At 66.3% G+C, this 15,798-nt stretch carries 12 protein-coding genes, 1 tRNA gene and 1 pseudogene; 8 read left to right on the top strand and 6 right to left on the bottom strand.

What is annotated here, in order from left to right; translation table 11 throughout:
* Positions 1–150 precede the first annotated feature (150 nt).
* On the top strand, positions 151–378 hold the full coding sequence (locus ACFQ91_RS06170; RefSeq protein WP_344249637.1) for a hypothetical protein: 228 nt from the start codon (positions 151–153) through the stop codon (positions 376–378).
* 156 nt (positions 379–534) lie between these two features.
* Positions 535–607: transfer RNA gene (locus ACFQ91_RS06165), tRNA-Ala, on the top strand.
* Between the two features lie 424 nt (positions 608–1,031).
* Here ACFQ91_RS06165 and ACFQ91_RS06160 read toward each other — a convergent pair.
* Positions 1,032–1,559: pseudogene (locus tag ACFQ91_RS06160) on the bottom strand (DDE-type integrase/transposase/recombinase); the annotation flags it as partial.
* Positions 1,560–1,925: 366 nt separating this feature from the next.
* Between ACFQ91_RS06160 and ACFQ91_RS06155 the strand changes: the two are divergent.
* Entirely contained in the window at positions 1,926–2,810 is an 885-nt protein-coding gene (locus ACFQ91_RS06155) for a DUF1837 domain-containing protein (RefSeq protein WP_344249639.1), read from the top strand.
* Positions 2,786–4,927 (top strand): DEAD/DEAH box helicase, encoded by a 2,142-nt coding sequence (locus ACFQ91_RS06150; protein WP_376871815.1) that lies wholly within the window; start codon positions 2,786–2,788, stop codon positions 4,925–4,927. The genes ACFQ91_RS06155 and ACFQ91_RS06150 overlap by 25 nt, the downstream gene beginning before the upstream one ends.
* Positions 4,928–5,428: 501 nt before the next feature.
* On the opposite strand, the gene ACFQ91_RS06145 is transcribed toward ACFQ91_RS06150, so the two are convergent.
* The 4 genes from ACFQ91_RS06145 to ACFQ91_RS06130 all read right to left on the bottom strand — a co-directional run bounded on the left by ACFQ91_RS06145 (position 5,429) and on the right by ACFQ91_RS06130 (position 9,947).
* Complete coding sequence (locus tag ACFQ91_RS06145; protein ID WP_376871812.1) at positions 5,429–5,965, bottom strand: methylated-DNA--[protein]-cysteine S-methyltransferase; 537 nt, start codon at positions 5,963–5,965, stop codon at positions 5,429–5,431.
* Positions 5,966–6,055: 90 nt separating this feature from the next.
* Positions 6,056–7,510 (bottom strand): Ada metal-binding domain-containing protein, encoded by a 1,455-nt coding sequence (locus ACFQ91_RS06140; RefSeq protein WP_344249645.1) that lies wholly within the window; start codon positions 7,508–7,510, stop codon positions 6,056–6,058.
* A gap of 32 nt (positions 7,511–7,542) precedes the next feature.
* Positions 7,543–8,499, bottom strand: coding sequence for an arsenic resistance protein (locus ACFQ91_RS06135; RefSeq protein WP_344249647.1), 957 nt, complete (start codon positions 8,497–8,499; stop codon positions 7,543–7,545).
* Complete coding sequence (locus ACFQ91_RS06130) at positions 8,496–9,947, bottom strand: PLP-dependent aminotransferase family protein (RefSeq protein WP_344249649.1); 1,452 nt, start codon at positions 9,945–9,947, stop codon at positions 8,496–8,498. The genes ACFQ91_RS06135 and ACFQ91_RS06130 overlap by 4 nt, the downstream gene beginning before the upstream one ends.
* A gap of 112 nt (positions 9,948–10,059) precedes the next feature.
* Between ACFQ91_RS06130 and ACFQ91_RS06125 the strand changes: the two genes are divergently transcribed.
* Entirely contained in the window at positions 10,060–10,731 is a 672-nt protein-coding gene (locus tag ACFQ91_RS06125) for a hypothetical protein (protein WP_344249651.1), read from the top strand.
* A 151-nt stretch (positions 10,732–10,882) separates the two neighbouring features.
* Here ACFQ91_RS06125 and ACFQ91_RS06120 read toward each other — a convergent pair whose 3' ends face one another.
* On the bottom strand, positions 10,883–12,256 hold the full coding sequence (locus ACFQ91_RS06120) for an aminotransferase class V-fold PLP-dependent enzyme (protein WP_198498664.1): 1,374 nt from the start codon (positions 12,254–12,256) through the stop codon (positions 10,883–10,885).
* A 276-nt stretch (positions 12,257–12,532) separates the two neighbouring features.
* Here ACFQ91_RS06120 and ACFQ91_RS06115 point away from each other — a divergent pair, with 276 nt between their 5' ends.
* Genes ACFQ91_RS06115 through ACFQ91_RS06105 form a run of 3 tightly spaced genes read left to right on the top strand, consistent with a single transcriptional unit; the run spans position 12,533 to position 15,797 of the window.
* On the top strand, positions 12,533–13,387 hold the full coding sequence (locus ACFQ91_RS06115) for a TetR family transcriptional regulator C-terminal domain-containing protein (RefSeq protein ID WP_344249654.1): 855 nt from the start codon (positions 12,533–12,535) through the stop codon (positions 13,385–13,387).
* The gene (locus tag ACFQ91_RS06110) at positions 13,384–14,295 is read left to right on the top strand and encodes a 3-keto-5-aminohexanoate cleavage protein (protein ID WP_198498662.1); all 912 of its coding nucleotides are present in this window, start codon (positions 13,384–13,386) and stop codon (positions 14,293–14,295) included. Before ACFQ91_RS06115 ends, ACFQ91_RS06110 begins: the two co-directional genes overlap by 4 nt.
* Positions 14,292–15,797: a 3-hydroxyacyl-CoA dehydrogenase NAD-binding domain-containing protein gene (locus ACFQ91_RS06105; RefSeq protein ID WP_344249656.1), complete on the top strand. Its 1,506-nt coding sequence runs from the start codon at positions 14,292–14,294 to the stop codon at positions 15,795–15,797. The genes ACFQ91_RS06110 and ACFQ91_RS06105 overlap by 4 nt, the downstream gene beginning before the upstream one ends.
* Position 15,798: the final 1 nt, after the last annotated feature.

Below are 15,798 nucleotides of genomic sequence, written 5' to 3'. Positions count from 1 at the left end.
TCACGCGGCACGGTGCCGGTGTCTCGGAATTCTGTTCAGCGAGCATTTCACCTCATTGCTTCTCGTGCATTGCCGCACGGTCGAACCAGTGAGTTTCACTCAACACTCTTCTGGGGATTCCCCCTGCCCGAAAACAATTGAGGACTAATCGTGTCGACAACATTTGCATTCACCTTTCCCAGACGGGTCGCCCTGTCCGCGGGTCTGCGCCTGGTCCGGTGGGCTCGGCGTCCGCACGTCGCGTCAGCCGCGGTCACGCAGCGCGACGTCGACCGTCGCATCGCCGAGGTCAGCAGACTGGCCGCCCGGGAGGAACTGGCCCGGCGCCGCGAACGCGACATCGCGCGCTACCTCTGGCACGTCCGCCCGTTCGTCTGAGCGGTCCCGGGCCCGCGGCAGGTCGGACCCTGGTCGCGGGCCCGGTGTCACAGCCTGCCATCGGCGTCACCAGCGCCTTTCCGCGGGATGTGCCGAGCGTCACGCACCGCCGATTTGGCGCACAGCCCGCGCCTGAGTAATATTGATCAGGCAAGCGGGGGTATGGCGCAGTTGGTAGCGCGTCTCCATGGCATGGAGAAGGTCAGGGGTTCGAATCCCCTTACCTCCACCGCTGTGATGTGTCGCGACATCGTTCCTACGATGTCGCGGCACATTTCTCTTTTCTGACCCGGGTATGTCTCACGGCATCGTTCCGGTCTCAGCCGTGGCTGATAGTTCTTCTGCGCATCGATGAGGTGTTCGACGATGATCTCACCAGCCCTGCGGTCGATGACCATCGTCTTCGCTCCGTGGATGAGGAGGATGACTCGGGTCCCGGCGTGGGCGCGACCGATCCCTAAGTACCACAGTCTGCCGGCGTAGCGGACTGAGACCTTCCCGTCGCGGTCGACGCGGTCATAGCGGATGCGCCAGACCTGGGAGTCGACCTCGATGACGGGTTCGGCTTTCGGGGTCGCGAAATACACCTCGGCGGGAGTGGACCGCCCGATCGCCCGGTGGGGTCTTAGCGTGTTGTAGACGTGGGTGAAGCGCTGCAGTTGAGTGTTCAGGTCGGCGAGGGTCTCGGCGGGTCCGGCCGCGGCCAGCCAGCGTTTGAGGGTCTGGTGGAAGCGTTCGATCTTGCCCTGCGTCGTCGGATGGTTCGGTGCCCCGTTGCGTTGGTCGATGTGCAGATCGGCCAGGAGCTGTTCGAACCCGTTGGGCTGCCGGGCCCGTCCGTCCTTTCCCTGCGCGAACCGGGTCGTGTAGACCATCCCGTTGTCGGTCAGTGTCGCCGCTGGCAGCCCGTGCTCGTCCATCGTGGTGATGAAGGTGTCGATGACGATGGGTCCGGTGACTCTCGGGTGGGCGCTGGTGTGGAGGAGTGTGCGGGAGTGGTCATCGAGCCAGGAGATGATCTCGACATCGGTGCCATCGGCCAGGGGCCAATGGGTGAAGTCGGATTGCCAGCATTCGTTAGGGGCCGCGGCTTGAAAGCGGTGCCAGGAGGAGCGGGGGCGTTTCTGGGGTTGGGCGGTGATCTGGTTGTGGCGTTTGAGGATCCGCCAGATCGTGGACACGCTGGGGCGGGTCTGTGGGGGCAGGTGGTCCCAGATGGGACTGCTGAAGGTTTGGTTGACTCCGGGGTTTATGCCGCCAGGGCCAAGACCTCAGTACGAGGCAAGCCGCTGACTGACCGCGAGTTGCGTTTGTAGTGGCGGCAACGTCGAGCGGCGATGCTGCTGGAGCCGATGGCTTGCGCTTGCCAGGCTGGGCCGGCATGTCGGCGCTGAATCTCGCGGTTGAGCGGCCCTGCCGCGATAGACTCAGCCCTAAACGATCGAACCAGCACGCGGTCGGCGATGTGCGCATGACCTCGAAGGAGAGAACCGATGAACGAAGTTTGCAACTATCGGGTTCGATCCTGAAGTTATCAGCTGATCGATATGACAAGCACCGGCTCAGTACCCGAGACCATTCTCGAACTCGTAGTTGAGCACACTGACGAGTTGTTGCCAACCTCTGTGTTTTGTGCAGGCTTCGAGGATGGAGCATGGCGTTCAGAGGACTTGAGCTACGATCTCATCGCTTGGGCAGCTGACTGGATTCTTCCCCCGGAAGAGCTAAGCGGGTATAACCACGCGAATGGCGTCGCTCTGCTCGGAAAAGCATTGAGTCGGGTGTACAAGACAATCGACTACGAGAAGCGAGGTGAGATTGGTGAGTTGCTTCTCCACATTATCCTGCGGAAGTTCTTCCTAAGTTCGAGACTGATTTCGAGAATCTATTTCAAGGATGCCGCGAACGATACAGTAAAAGGTTTCGACTGTGCCCACATTGTCGAGTCGTCTGACGGCTCCGAGATTGAGCTTTGGCTTGGGGAGTCCAAGCTCTATCAAGACAGTTACAGTGCAGCGACGGCAATCTATGACGAACTTAAGCTGCACCTGAGTCGGGACTATCTAAAGTACGAGTTCGCGGCCATTTCTGACAAGATTCCTCAAGATCATCCACAGCGGCAGAAGCTAACAAAACTCCTTGCGCGCGAAACATCTTTGGATCAAACCTTCAAGAGTGTCGTTGTCCCAATCTTCATTTCGTACGACAGCAACGCGGCGGGCAGCCATTTGGAGAGCACGGAAAAGTATATTTCTGACCTCCAAGCGGAAGTGCTAGCCAACTGGGACAGCCTGAGTGGGAGATATGGAAAGTGGACGCTTCCACGGAAAATCCGAGCGCACGTAATTTACTTTCCGATGAGTACTAAAGCTGCACTCACATCCGCATTCGATGGAAGGCTAAAGGCGTGGCAGTCAACTACCAAGATTTAGTCGACCGTCTACACGAAACAACTGAGGAGCCTTTCCACCTGATCGCGGATATCGCCTCATTCACCGCGTTGCATGGTGTCGGAGGCGAGAGTACTGAACTGGTCATACGTGCGCTGGAGTACTTCGATCGCGACGGGGATTATGGCGAGATGCTGCGGAGCCTGATGATCCAGCACGGGCTTTACCCCTACATCGTCGGCCATGAGGGTGGAGTCGCGCTCAGGGACGCGGTCGTGATGGAGATGAATCGGCCGAATGCTACTCAGGAGACGATTTTCCATCGCATCCAATCCCAGGTCTTCCATCGGCTAGTCGAGGGGGAGAATGTTATTCTCTCGGCTCCGACGAGCTTTGGGAAAAGCGTAGTAGTTGATGCGCTAATCGAGACTGGGAACTACAGTAATGTTGTCGTAATCGTTCCTACCATTGCGCTCCTGGATGAGACTCGACGCAGATTGTCTCGTTACGTCGGATACAAGATTATTACGCATCCAAATCAGGAATTCGGGGAGCGAAACATCTGTGTAATGACGCAGGAGAGACTTCTCGCAGTCCCTGTCCTTCCCAGCATCGACCTATTCTTCATCGACGAGTTCTATAAGCTTGCCGATGAGAAGGACGGTCTCTTGGATCAAAGATCTTCAATTCTCAACCAAGCTTTTCTAAGACTCGCCCGAACAGGAGCTCAGTTCTACTTTGCCGGTCCGGTCGTTGAAGGGTTGTCGGAACTGCTGCCTGAGAATTTTCGAGCTTCGTTCATTCGTACTAACTTCTCAACTGTCGCTGCCGACACTATACGGCTTGATGCCTCCAATGATGCCGAGCGCATTGCACGTACGGTGGAGCTGGTTGGTGTTGCGTGTGAACCGACCCTTCTCTACTGCCAATCACCCCAAAAGACGCGCAAGGTTCTTGAGGAACTCATCTCTGTTAGAAGCGAAAGAGCGCAGGATTCGCCGGGGTTGCCTGACGCGGCATCATGGATAGAGGAGAACTACCACCCTGATTGGATAGTGGCGAAAGCGCTTCGCCTCGGAATTGGAGTACATCACGGTAGGTTGCCTCGGTGGCTGGCTCAGCGCGTTGTCCGAGGATTTGAGTCGGGCGATCTCGATGTGTTGGTTTGTACCAACTCCCTTATAGAGGGCGTCAATACGCGCGCCAAGCGCATCATTATCCTCGATCGAAACATCGCGAACAGAGCCTATAATTACTTCACTTTTGCCAACATTAAAGGGCGCGTCGGACGCATGTTCAAACACTTCGTCGGGCAGATTTATCTCTTCCACGACGAGCCGCGCCGTGAACTACCCAATATTGATATTCCGGGGGTAACGCAGAGCGACTCTGCTCCGGGTTCGCTTCTCGTGCAGATCGAGGAAGACGACTGGAGCGAACAGACAAGAGAACGCCTGACGCCCGTACTGGAGGATGCAGGGCTCGGAATGGCAGTTCTGCGACAGGTCAGGGGTGTAGAACCAGAGTCGGTAGCCCAGCTCGCCAACCACTTGAGAGCGCTTCCAGTAGCCAGACTTCGGGGCCTTCAGTGGTCCACGTTGTATCCCAATTGGCAGGAACTGAGTCTCGCCTGTCAACTGATTTGGGACTTCATAGCGCCGGACTACCACGTAGGTCACGGAGCTTACAGTGCGAGCCAGCTTGCATTCAGAATCAACCAGGCGGCACTTGCTGAGGGCCGCATGAAAGATATCCTTGTGAGCTTCGTGGATGACTCAAATGATGGCCGCGGAACGGTAGACGACCGCATTGAGGCAGCGTTTGATTTCGTAAGGTACTGGCTCGACCACAACTTTCCTGCGTCCCTGCGCGCACTAGGTGTGATCTCCGGCGCAGTTTTAAGCGAGCGGGGTCTGGATGCTGGGTCTTTTGACGGTTTCGCTGCCCGAGTGGAAAGTATGTTCTCTGCGCCTCACCTCGCAACTATCGAGGAATATGGCCTCCCTCTTGAGGTGTCGCGACAGCTTCTTCGAAATGTTGGTGGCGCTCGGACGCTAGACGAGATGTTGAGTGCCATCGCCTCAGTCGCAACGCGAGACGTTTCGTCCTTGTCGGTCTTTGAGCGGTCACTGCTAGATGACTTCGTAGCGTCACTGTAACTGCGCGCTCCCTTGTCGGCAGCTCGGTACGGTCAAGCCACGGCTCTACGAATGTCCCTTGTGTGCGTCCAAACCGTCATCCGGTGGATGCCGAACCACCGACAGATGGAGACCACGCTCTCGCCGTTCGCACGGGCAGTTCGGATAGCGTCCACTTGAGTCTCTGTCAGGGGTGTTCTAGCTCGTCTCCTAGGGTTTGCTACGACTCCGGGCTCGTTCTCTGCGGCACCCGGCGGCTCGTCGCGAAGACCGAGTTTCGCCTGTTCCCACGCGGTGTCTCGCCGCTCGAACATCTGCCAGGAGTTCGGTTTGAGTCCACCCGCGTCCACCGCAAGGCGAAGGCCCCGGACGAATGAGTCCGGGGCCTTCGTCGTATGCCGCCTCAGCGTGGTATCTCGCTCGATCAAGGGGCAGTGCGGATGCGGGGCCGGGCACGCGCCCGTATCCGCGCTCCCGCTTGATCGACGCGAAGAAGGCGAGATCGGCCGCCCGTGGCGATGTTCAGGGTCGGCTGAGCGCTGCACCGTGCTCGAGGTCGAGCAGCGTCTGCTTCCTCTCCTCGCCCCACGCATATCCGGTGAGCGCACCGCCGGCGCCGATGACCCGGTGGCAGGGGACGATGATCCTGATCGGGTTCTTCCCGTTGGCCGCCCCGACGGCACGCGCCGCGGTCGGGCGCTCGATCCATCCCGCGAGTTCGCCGTAGCCGGCGGTCTGACCGAAGGGAATCGTCGTCAGGGCCTCCCATACCTGCAGCTGGAAGTCGGTGCCGAGGGGGGCCAGCGGCAGGGTGAACTCTGTCCGCTCCCCCGCGAAGTACTCCCCCAGCTGCGCTCGCGTCGCGACGAGGACGTCGAGGTCGGGATCCTCAACCGGATCGGCGCCGGTGCGCACCGCGAGGCGGTCGAGGACCTCGGCGAATCCGTCGAGGTAGGCACCGGTGAGGCTGGTCCCGTCCGAGGTGAGCAGGATCTGCCCGACGGGTGAGTCGATGATCGAGTAGATGAGGACGTCGGTCCTCGGAGTCGTGAAGGTCATGGTCGTTCCTCTCAGTGGGATGGATGGTGTGGTCGACGGTGCCCTGCCGTCATGGCAGCGGGGTCGTCTGCGGTGAGGACTGCTCTGCGGTCAGGGACCCGGCGCGACTGATCGGGCGTGGAGGGCCCAGAGCAGATGGGTGAGATACGACCGCCACGGACGGGCCCGGTCGAGGTCGGGCAGCCCCCGCGCTCCGGCGTCGGCGGTGAGATCCTCGAGCGCCTTCCGCACCCCGAGGTCGGAGCCGAGGAGGACATCGGGATCGCCGAGGGCGCGCATCCGGATGTAGCCGACGCTCCACGGCCCGACGCCGGGCAGCGCGAGCAGTCTTGCCGCGGCCTCCTCCCGGTCGCAGCCGGGACCGAGGTCGATGTCGCGCCGTGCGAGCGCCTCGGCGAGGGTGCGCAGTGTGGCGATGCGCTTGGCCGGCAGCGCCCACGCGTCATCGGGCAGCTCCGCGATCGCCTCGGCGCTCGGGAACACCCGATCGACGGCACCCGTGCGCATCTCGGTGGGAAGCATCTCACCGGTGGACTCGACGAGGCGGGTGAGATGGGTCTGGGCGGCGCGGATCGAGATCTGCTGGCCGAGCACGGTGCGGACGGAGAGCTCGACCGGATCGCCGTGCCCCGGTGAGCGGATTCCCGGCACGAGGGCGGCAAGGTCGCTCAGCCCCGCCTCGGCGAGGGTCCCGTGGACGGCGGCGGGATCCGCGTCGAGATCGAGGATTCGGCGTGCCCGCGCCACTGCCGCCCCGAGGTCGCGGGTGTCGGCGAGGTGGAGGCGGCAGCTGACGAAGGCCCCGGTCCCGGCGGCGAGCGAGATCACGGCGGGCCCGTGGGCGAGTCGCAGCGACCGGGTGTAGCGCCCGTCCCCGACCTCTTCGATGCCCGGCACGCTACGGGCGGCGAGATAGGCGACGAGATGGTCGAAGTCGAACGGGGACCGGTACGCGAGCCGGACGACGAGGTCGTCGCCGCGCGGCACCCGCGAACCGGTGCGCAGCCGCCCGGGGGCCAGACCGTACGTGTCCCTGAACGTGTCGTTGAACTGACGGATGCTCGAGAATCCCGAGGCGAAGGCGATCTCGCTCATCGTCAGCGTCGTCGATTCGACGAGGGTGCGCGCGGTGCGGACCCGCTCGCTGCGGGCCAGCGCCAAGGGCCCGGCCCCGAGTTCGGCGTGGAGGACCCGGCCGAGCTGGCGGCTGCTGTAGCCGAGTGCCGCGGCCAGTCCCGAGACGCCCGACCGGTCGACGAGGCCGTCGCGGATGAGCCGCACCGCGCGTGCGCTGACATCGGCGCGGACATCCCAGTCGGGGGACCCGGGACTGACATCGGGTCGGCACCGCTTGCACGCCCGATAGCCGGCCTCGACGGCAGCGGCAGCGGTGGGATAGAACGTGACGTTCTCCCGCATCGGCGTGCGCGCCGGGCACGAGGGGCGGCAGAAGATCCGCGTCGTCGACACGGCGGTGAAGAACATGCCGTCGAAGCGCCGGTCGCGGCCGGCGACTGCCTGATAGCACTGATCCGTGGAGAGCATATGACCATTCTGCTCCCCTGCACGGTACGGTGCTAGCGGTTTTCGGACATCGCAGTGCGGGGAACGATCCGCGGCACGAGCCACACGAGGGCGACCATCGTGACGAGTTCGATGAGTGTCTGGGTGACGACGGCCGCGGTGCCCAGGCCGTCCGGATCGACAGCGCGGACGAGAGGCAGCATGACGAGCGAGTTCCTCGTCACTCCGGTGAAGATCAGGGCCCGCCGCTCCCCCGGCCCGGACAGACTCGTCCGGCCGACGAGCCAGCCGATGCCCGTCATCACCACGGCGAAGACGATGAAGGAAAGGGCCGCGGGACCGAGGTCGGAGAGATGGGGAAGGACGACGGCCGCCTCGGCGGCGGCGACGATCGCAAGGGTGAGGAGCATGAGCGGCGTCATCGCCGCGGTCGCTCCCGTGAGCACGCGCGCGGCCCCGGCCGACCGGGCTGCCGCGACCTGGAGGAGCGCCGCGGCGAGGAGCGGGACGATGATGAAGACGACGAGCGCCCAGAGGAAGGGGCCGGGGGTGAGGGCCGCGGTCGCGTCCTCGCCGAGGATGACCCGCAGCCACACCGGGAGCAGGAGGATCTGGGCGAGCATGAGGACGGGGGTGAGCGCGAGCAGCCTGTCCGCGGCCCCGCCGGCCAGCCCGGTGAAGACGATGACGTAGTCGATGCACGGGGTGAGCAGGACGATGAGCACCGGGACGACGACGGGGCCCGGCAGGGGCACAGCGAGGTGGATTCCCGCGACGACGAGAGGGACGACGAGGAAGTTGAGTCCGAGGACCGTGAGCGCGAAGCGCGGCCTTCCGAATGCGCGTGCCGCCCCGGGCAGCGGGATGGTGGCGAACGTCGAGAAGAGCAGCAAAACGAGCACTGGGGTGACGAGCTGTCCGGCGAGGTCCCCGGCACCGGGGATGAGGATGCCGGCGATGATGCCGACGGCCACGGCACCGAGGCAGCCGAGCGTCTGCCAGCCGGTCACGCGACGATCCGCGCACGTTCGTCGGGGAGGGGACCGGGCATCCGCAGGGCGTCCTCCCACGCCGCGGCCAGGCGCGGGGCGACCTCGGCCAGTTCCGCCTCGGCGACGGTGTAGGGCAGGCGGATCCACCGGTCGAGTCCGCCGATCGGGGCGAAGTTCGGACCCGATGCCAGGGTGACGCCGTGCGCCCGGGCGGCGGAGACGAGCGCCCCGGAGCGCTCCTCGGGGAGCCGCGCCCACAGCGCCATGCCGCCGTCGGGCACGGCGACCTGCCAACTCGGAAGGTGGGTGCGCACGTCGGCGACGAGGCGGTCACGGGCCGCGGCGAGCCGGGCTCGCATCTGCGCGACGAGCTCATCGTGGTTGCGCAGCAGTTCGACGGCGACGAGCTGCTCGAGGACGGGCGCCCCCAGGTCGAGGGTGAGGCGGACGGCGGCGGCTTCCTCCATCCGGGCGGCCGGCACCCGCATCCAGCCGACCCGCAGTCCGCCCCAGAAGATCTTGCTCGTGCTCCCCACGGCGATCGAATCGGGGGCGAACACCGACAGCGGCGTCTGTCCCGGCGTGCCGTTGAGGCCGAGCTCGACAAGCGACTCGTCGACGACGGGAACGACTCCGGATCTCCCGAGCTCCGCAGCCAGCGCTGCGCGGTCGGCATCGGGCAGGAGCGCCCCGGTGGGATTGTGGAAGTCGGGGATGAGGTAGGCGGCGCGCACGCGGTTCTCGCGCATCGTCTGTCCCATCGCCCTGACGTCCCAGCGGTGGCGGCCGTCGTCGTCGACCTCGAGCGGGTAGGCGACGATGCGGGCACCGGCGCCCTCGATCGTCGCGATCGCGTTCGGGTAGCTCGGGCTCTCGACGAGGACGCCGCCGGACCCGCCGAGCAGGGCGCGGATGCCGATCGCCGCGCCGCCCAGGGCGCCGGAGGTGATGAGGATGTCGTCGGGGCGGGTCGGCAGCCCGCGCTGCGTGTAGCGGTCGGCGACGAGTTCGCGCAGCGCCGGGATGCCCGAGGGATAGTAGCCGGTGCCCGGCAGATACGCGTGGACCTGCGAGACCGCGCGCTCATAGGCGTCGACGAGCCCGAGCGGTGCGACCGTGGCCGTGCACGTGAGATCGATCGAGCCCGCCGTCGGCTCCGTCGGGGAGAGCAGGTGGTCGATGCGACCGCCGGGCACCTCGGGAAGCTCGACGAGGCTGCCCGACCCCCGCCGCGTGCGGACGAACCCGAGTTCCCGCAGCCGGGCGTACGCCCGCGACGACGTCGTCCGGGACAGGTCGAGGGCGGTCGCGAGTTCGCGTTCGCTCGGCAGGCGGACGCCGACGGGGATGCGGCCATCGGAGACCGCGTGGGCGATCGCCCCGGCAAGCGACTCATAGGCCGGCGGCGCGAACGGGCCGGTGCCGATGATCCGGGCCAGCCGGCGGGCTCCCATCGCAGTCGTCATGGAACCACTTTGTCGCAATTGGCTATTTTCCGCAATGCCAATTCGCGTCATCATGGTCAGACACCGCACTCCCGTGCGGTCCTCCGCCGAAGACCGACCGAAAGTCCACGCCATGGCCTCGACTCCCCCACCGCGCCGCGAACTCGCCAACGTCGGACCGCTCCAGCAGCTGTCCGGAGGACGGCTCCCCCGCCGTCTCGTCCAGCTGCTCGTCGGCCTCTACCTCTACGGTGCGTCGATGGCGATGGTCGTCGTCGCCGGCCTCGGCATGATCCCGTGGGACGTGCTCCATTCGGGCATCCTCAGGCATGTTCCGCTGACGTTCGGCACGATCATCACGATCACCTCGGTGCTCGTCCTCCTCGCGTGGATCCCGCTCAGGCAGATGCCGGGCCTGGGCACGATGCTCAATGCCCTGCTCATCGGTCCGGCCCTCGACGTCACCCTGCTCTTCCTGCCGCGGCCCGAGGACCTGGGGTGGCGGATCGTCCTCCTCGTCTCCGGCGTCGTCCTCAACGGGGTCGCCTCGGCGATGTACATCGGCTCGCAGTTCGGTCCGGGGCCGCGCGATGGCCTGATGACGGGGCTCTCCCGGGTCACCGGACGCTCGATCCGGCTCGTGCGCACGCTCATCGAGGTCACCGTCGTCGCCGTCGGGTGGGCGCTCGGCGGGGTCATCGGGATCGGCACCGCGCTCTACGCGCTGAGCATCGGACCGATCACGCAGGCGCTCCTGCCTGTCTTCACCGTCGAGCTGCGGCCCCGCGGGACCGACCGGGCCTGATCGGGCCTGACGGCACAGGGCCCGGCACCACCGGGCCCGACAACGCCGGGCCTGACGACACTTCACCCGGAAAACGTCGACTTCACCCTGAGAACGCCGACGGCGCCGCTCTCCCTGCATCGGGAGAGCGGCGCCGTCGGATGAGGCGGGCTCACTCCATGGTGTCGAGGATGTCGACGAGGTCGTCGAAGGTCGTGAGCGGATTGACGATCGCGAACCGCGCGTTCGGACGACCGTCGTGGGAGCTGGGGACGACGAAGGCCCTCTGCTCCTCGAGCAGCTTGTCCGACCAGGCGTCGTAGTCCTCGCGCTCCCAGCCGACGCGTTCGAAGACGACCACGGAGAGCTCGGGGTCGCGCACGAGGCGGAGGTTCGGCCGCTTCTTGATCTCCGTGCTGATCTGCCGGGCGAGATCGATCGAATGGCTGATCGCGTCGCGATAGGTCTGCGCACCGTAGGTCGCGAGCGAGAACCACAGGGGCAGGCCGCGCGGGCGGCGCGTGAGCTGGATGGCGTAGTCCGAGGGACTCCACTCATCGGACTCGGTGAGGGTGTCGAGGTACTCCGCCTTCTGCGTGTGGGCGCGCCGGCCGTTGCGGGGATCGCGGTAGATGAGCGCACACGCGTCGAAGGGAGCGAAGAGCCACTTGTGCGGGTCGACGATGACGGAGTCGGCCCGTTCGACACCGGCGAACTTGTGCTTGGCGAGCGGTGAGAGCATCGCGGCGAGCCCGTACGCGCCGTCGATGTGGAGCCAGAAGTCGAAGTCGTCCTTGAGCGCGGCGATTCCGGCGATGTCGTCGATCGTCCCGAAGTTCGTCGTCCCCGAGGTGGCGACGACGGCGATGACGGCATCGCCGTGCTCCTCGAGCGCCTCCCGGACGCCCTCGGGTCGGAGGATTCCGGACTCATCGGTGGGCACGGGGGCGATGTCGACGTCCATGACGTCGGCAGCGGACTTCACCGAGGAGTGCGCCTCGGCGCTGCAGACGATGACCCACCGGCCCGGTCGCGTGTCGCCGAGTTTCGCCTTCTGCGCCTCCCGGGCCGCGACGAGCGCGGAGAGGTTGCCGATCGTGCCGCCCTGGACGAACACCCCACCGGCGGTCTTCGGGAGGCCGAACTCCGAGGCGAGCCACGACAGCACCTCGTTCTCGGCGTGGACGACTCCGGCGCCTTCGAGCCACGACCCTCCGTAGAGGGCGCTGGCGGAGACGACGAGGTCGAAGGCCACGGCGGCCTTCGTCGGGGCGCTGGGGATGAAGGAGAGGTACTTCGGGTGGTCGGTCGTGATGCACGCGGGGGCGAAGATGTGTTCGAAGATCGCGAGTGCACGGGCCGATCCGAGGCCCTCCTCGCTGATCGTCGGCCCGGCCAGCCGCGTCAGCTCGGAGTCCTTCATCGGGTGGTCGAGCGGGGTGTCGACGGCGAGGGTGCGCCGCCGTGAGTAGTCGAGCACGAGGTTGACGAGATTGCGGGTCTCATCGGAGACGACGTGCATGCGGTCGTGGGGAGTGTCGGTCATCGGGGCCTCCGAGAGAAAGTGCGGGTGTTCATTCGTCCGAGGATATCGGTTCGCCGCGGGTTTCCCGACCCCGCCCAGGCCACGGGCCGCACCGCGGAGCGGTCGGCGGCATCCGCGTGACGGTCGGCGGCATCCGCGCGGCCCGCCGATCACCAACGACGGTGACCGCTGACCACACGCTGCTCTCCCGCTGCGCCCACGCCACCGGAATCGCAAACACTGATTGATCATCATATTTCCTTGCGATTGCCGCAGACGCTGTCGTAGGCTCGAGGCATGGCCACCAGCATCGCCGCCCGCGCCCGGGAGACCGTCGCCGGCAGCGGCCTGTCCCAGCGCAGCCTCGCCCGGGCGATCGGCATCGACGAGACCAAACTGTCGAAGTCGCTCTCGGGCCGGCGCAAGTTCACCGCCGAGGAGCTCCTCGGCCTCGCGACGGCGACCGGCGTGACCGTGCGGTGGCTGCTCGGCGACGAGTCGACGGTCTCGGCGGTCCCCGCCGGACTGCGCACCGCCTCGGCGCTCGACGAGGCCGATCAGTCCTCGCCGCGCCGTCTCATCGTCGAGACCGCCTGGGACCTCTTCGCCCGCCACGGCTACGATGCCGTCCGCATCGCCGACATCGCCGAGGCCGCCGGCGTCTCGAGCGCGGCCGTGCACTACCACTTCGCCGGAAAGTCGGAGCTCTTCGACGCCACCCTCGAGTTCTCCGTCAAGCTCGCCTTCGACCGTCAGGTCGCGTGGCTCGACGAGATCGTCTCGCCGCGCCGGCGCCTCGAGCGCCTCCTCGAACTCCAGTCGCCCATCGGCCCCGACGCGCGTCGGGAATGGTCGATCTGGATTCAGACGTGGAGTCGCCTCGCCGTCGAGGACCCGGCGGAGTCCGCGTATCCCGCCGGATACGACCGGTGGTCGCGGACGGTGCGCGCCACCCTCGAAGACGGTCAGGCCAGCGGCGTCTTCCGGCCCGGCGATGCGACGGAGATGACCGACGAGCTCACCTCCGTCGTCGACGGCCTCGGCATCAAAGTCGTCACCGGAATCATGGACGTGCCGACGTTCCGTCACCGCCTCGACCGCTACCTGCGGCGAGCGATCATCACCCCCGAACCTGATGAGGAGTCATCATGAATCGCAAAGTCATTCTCACCTGTGCCGTCACCGGTGCCGGCGATACCGCGGGCAAGAGCGAGCACGTGCCCGTCACCCCGGAGGAGATCGCCGCCGACGCGATCGCCGCCGCCCGGGCCGGCGCCTCGGTCGTCCACATCCACGTCCGCGATCTCGAGACCACGCTCGGCTCCCGGGAGGTCGCCTACTACCGCGAGGTCGTCCGCCTCATCCGCGCCTCCGACGTCGACCCCGTCATCAACCTCACCGCAGGCATGGGCGGCGACCTCGTCATCGACCCCCAGGATCCGACGACGCAGATGCCGGGCACCGACCTCGTCAACGCCCTCGAGCGCCTCCCCCACGTCGAGGAGCTCCTGCCGGAGATCTGCACGCTCGACTGCGGATCCCTCAACTTCGGCGAGGGGTCGAACATCTACGTCTCGACCCCGGACATGCTGCGCGAGGGGTCGAAGAAGATCCAGACCCTGGGGGTGCGACCCGAACTCGAGATCTTCGACACCGGCAACCTGTGGTTCGCCAACGTCCTCGTCGAAGAGGGGCTCATCGACCCGCCGCCGCTCTACCAGCTGTGCATGGGCATCCCCTACGGCGCCCCCGTCGACGCCGGTCTCCTCCAGGCCATGGTCCACCTCCTGCCCAAGGGCGCGGAGTTCACCTCGTTCGCGATCGGCCGCAACCAGCTGCCGTGGGTCGCGCAGTCGGTGCTCGCCGGCGGCCACGCCCGCGTCGGCCTCGAGGACAACCTCTACATCTCCAAGGGGGTCAAGGCGACGAACGCCGGCCTGACCGACCGCGCCGTGTCGATCATCGAGGACCTCGGCGCCGAGGTGGCCACCCCCGACGAAGCCCGCGAGATCCTCGATCTGCGCGTGCAGACCGCCACCGCGATGGGAGCCGACCTGTGACCGCACCTTCCTCCTTCCCCGCCCCCGAGTCCGTGCGGACGATCACCTGCATCGGCGCGGGAACGATCGGCGGCGGCTGGGCAGCGTACTTCCTCGCCCGCGGGTACACGGTCAAGGTCTGGGACCCCGATCCCACGGCCGGTGAGCGCCTCACCCGCCTCATCGACGCCGCCTGGCCCGCCCTCGCCGAACTCGACATGGTCCCCGGTGCCGACCGCACCGCCTGGACGATCCACACCGACCTCGCCGAGGCGCTGGACGGCACCGATTTCGTCCAGGAGTCCGCGCCGGAGAACCTCGACCTCAAGCGCCGCCTCTTCGCCGACATCGACGTGCTCACCCCCGCCTCGGTGATCATCGGGTCATCGACGTCGGGGTACTCGATGACGGAGATGGCCACCGAGGTGACCCGCCCCGAGCGCTTCGTCGTCGGGCACCCGTTCAACCCGCCCTACCTCATCCCCCTCGTCGAGGTCGTCGGCGGCGAGGCCACCGACCCGGCCGCCGTGGACTGGGCCGCGGACTTCTACGCCCGCATCGGGAAGTCCGTCATCCGCATGGACCGCGAGGTCCCCGGGTTCATCGCCAACCGCCTCCAGGAGGCGCAGTGGCGCGAGGCCCTGCACATGGTCGAGACGGGCGAGGCCACCGTCGAGCAGATCGACCGGTCGATCACAGACGGTCCGGGCCTGCGCTGGCCGTTCCAGGGGCCGATGCTCACCTTCCACCTCGCCGGGGGTGAGGGCGGCATGGCCCACATGCTCGACCACTTCGGTCCCTCGCTGAAGTCTCCGTGGACGCGACTCGACGCCCCCGAGCTGACGCCTGCGCTGCGCGATGCCGTCGTCGTCGGCTGTGAGGACGAGAGTGCGGGGCGCTCGATCGCCGACCTCGTCTCCGCCCGCGATGCCGGCATCGTCGCCCTGCGCAGGCTCACCGCCGACCTCGCCTCGGGCGGGAGTGCCACTGCTGCGGCGACCCCGGCTGCGACTCAGCCTGACGCCGCCGCGACAGACGATGGCGCCGGCCCAGGCGCTGCCGACCCGGACGCGTCCGGCACCGGGCGTCGACTCAGCGAGTACCGCACCGCTGTCCGGGAGGAGTGGATCGACTACAACGGGCACCTCTCCGAGGCGTTCTACGTCCTCGTCTTCGGGTTCGCCACCGATGCGATCATGGACGAGCTCGGCCTCGATGCGGCGTATCGGGAGGCCACCGGATGCTCCCTCTACACGGTGGAGTCCCACGTCCGGTACCTCGACGAGGTCTCGCTCGGGTCGACGCTCATCGTCCGTCCGCAGCTCGTCGCCGCCGGGGCGAAGAAGCTCCATCTCGCCTACGAGATGATCGTCGACGGCCGCGTCGTCGCGACCGAGGAGATCCTCGCCCTCCACGTCGATCAGACCGCGGATGCCGTCACGGAGTTCCCCGCGGAGATCGCAGCAACGATCGCCGAGGTGGCCCGCAGCACCCCTGAATGGTCCGGTCGCCGCGTGGGCTGAG

This window comes from Brevibacterium sp. NPDC056726 (assembly GCF_042790515.1).
GTDB classification, from domain to species: domain Bacteria; phylum Actinomycetota; class Actinomycetes; order Actinomycetales; family Brevibacteriaceae; genus Brevibacterium; species Brevibacterium sanguinis.
The sequence above is the reverse complement of the archived record's forward strand: the minus strand, read 5'-3'. Positions and strand labels throughout refer to the sequence as shown.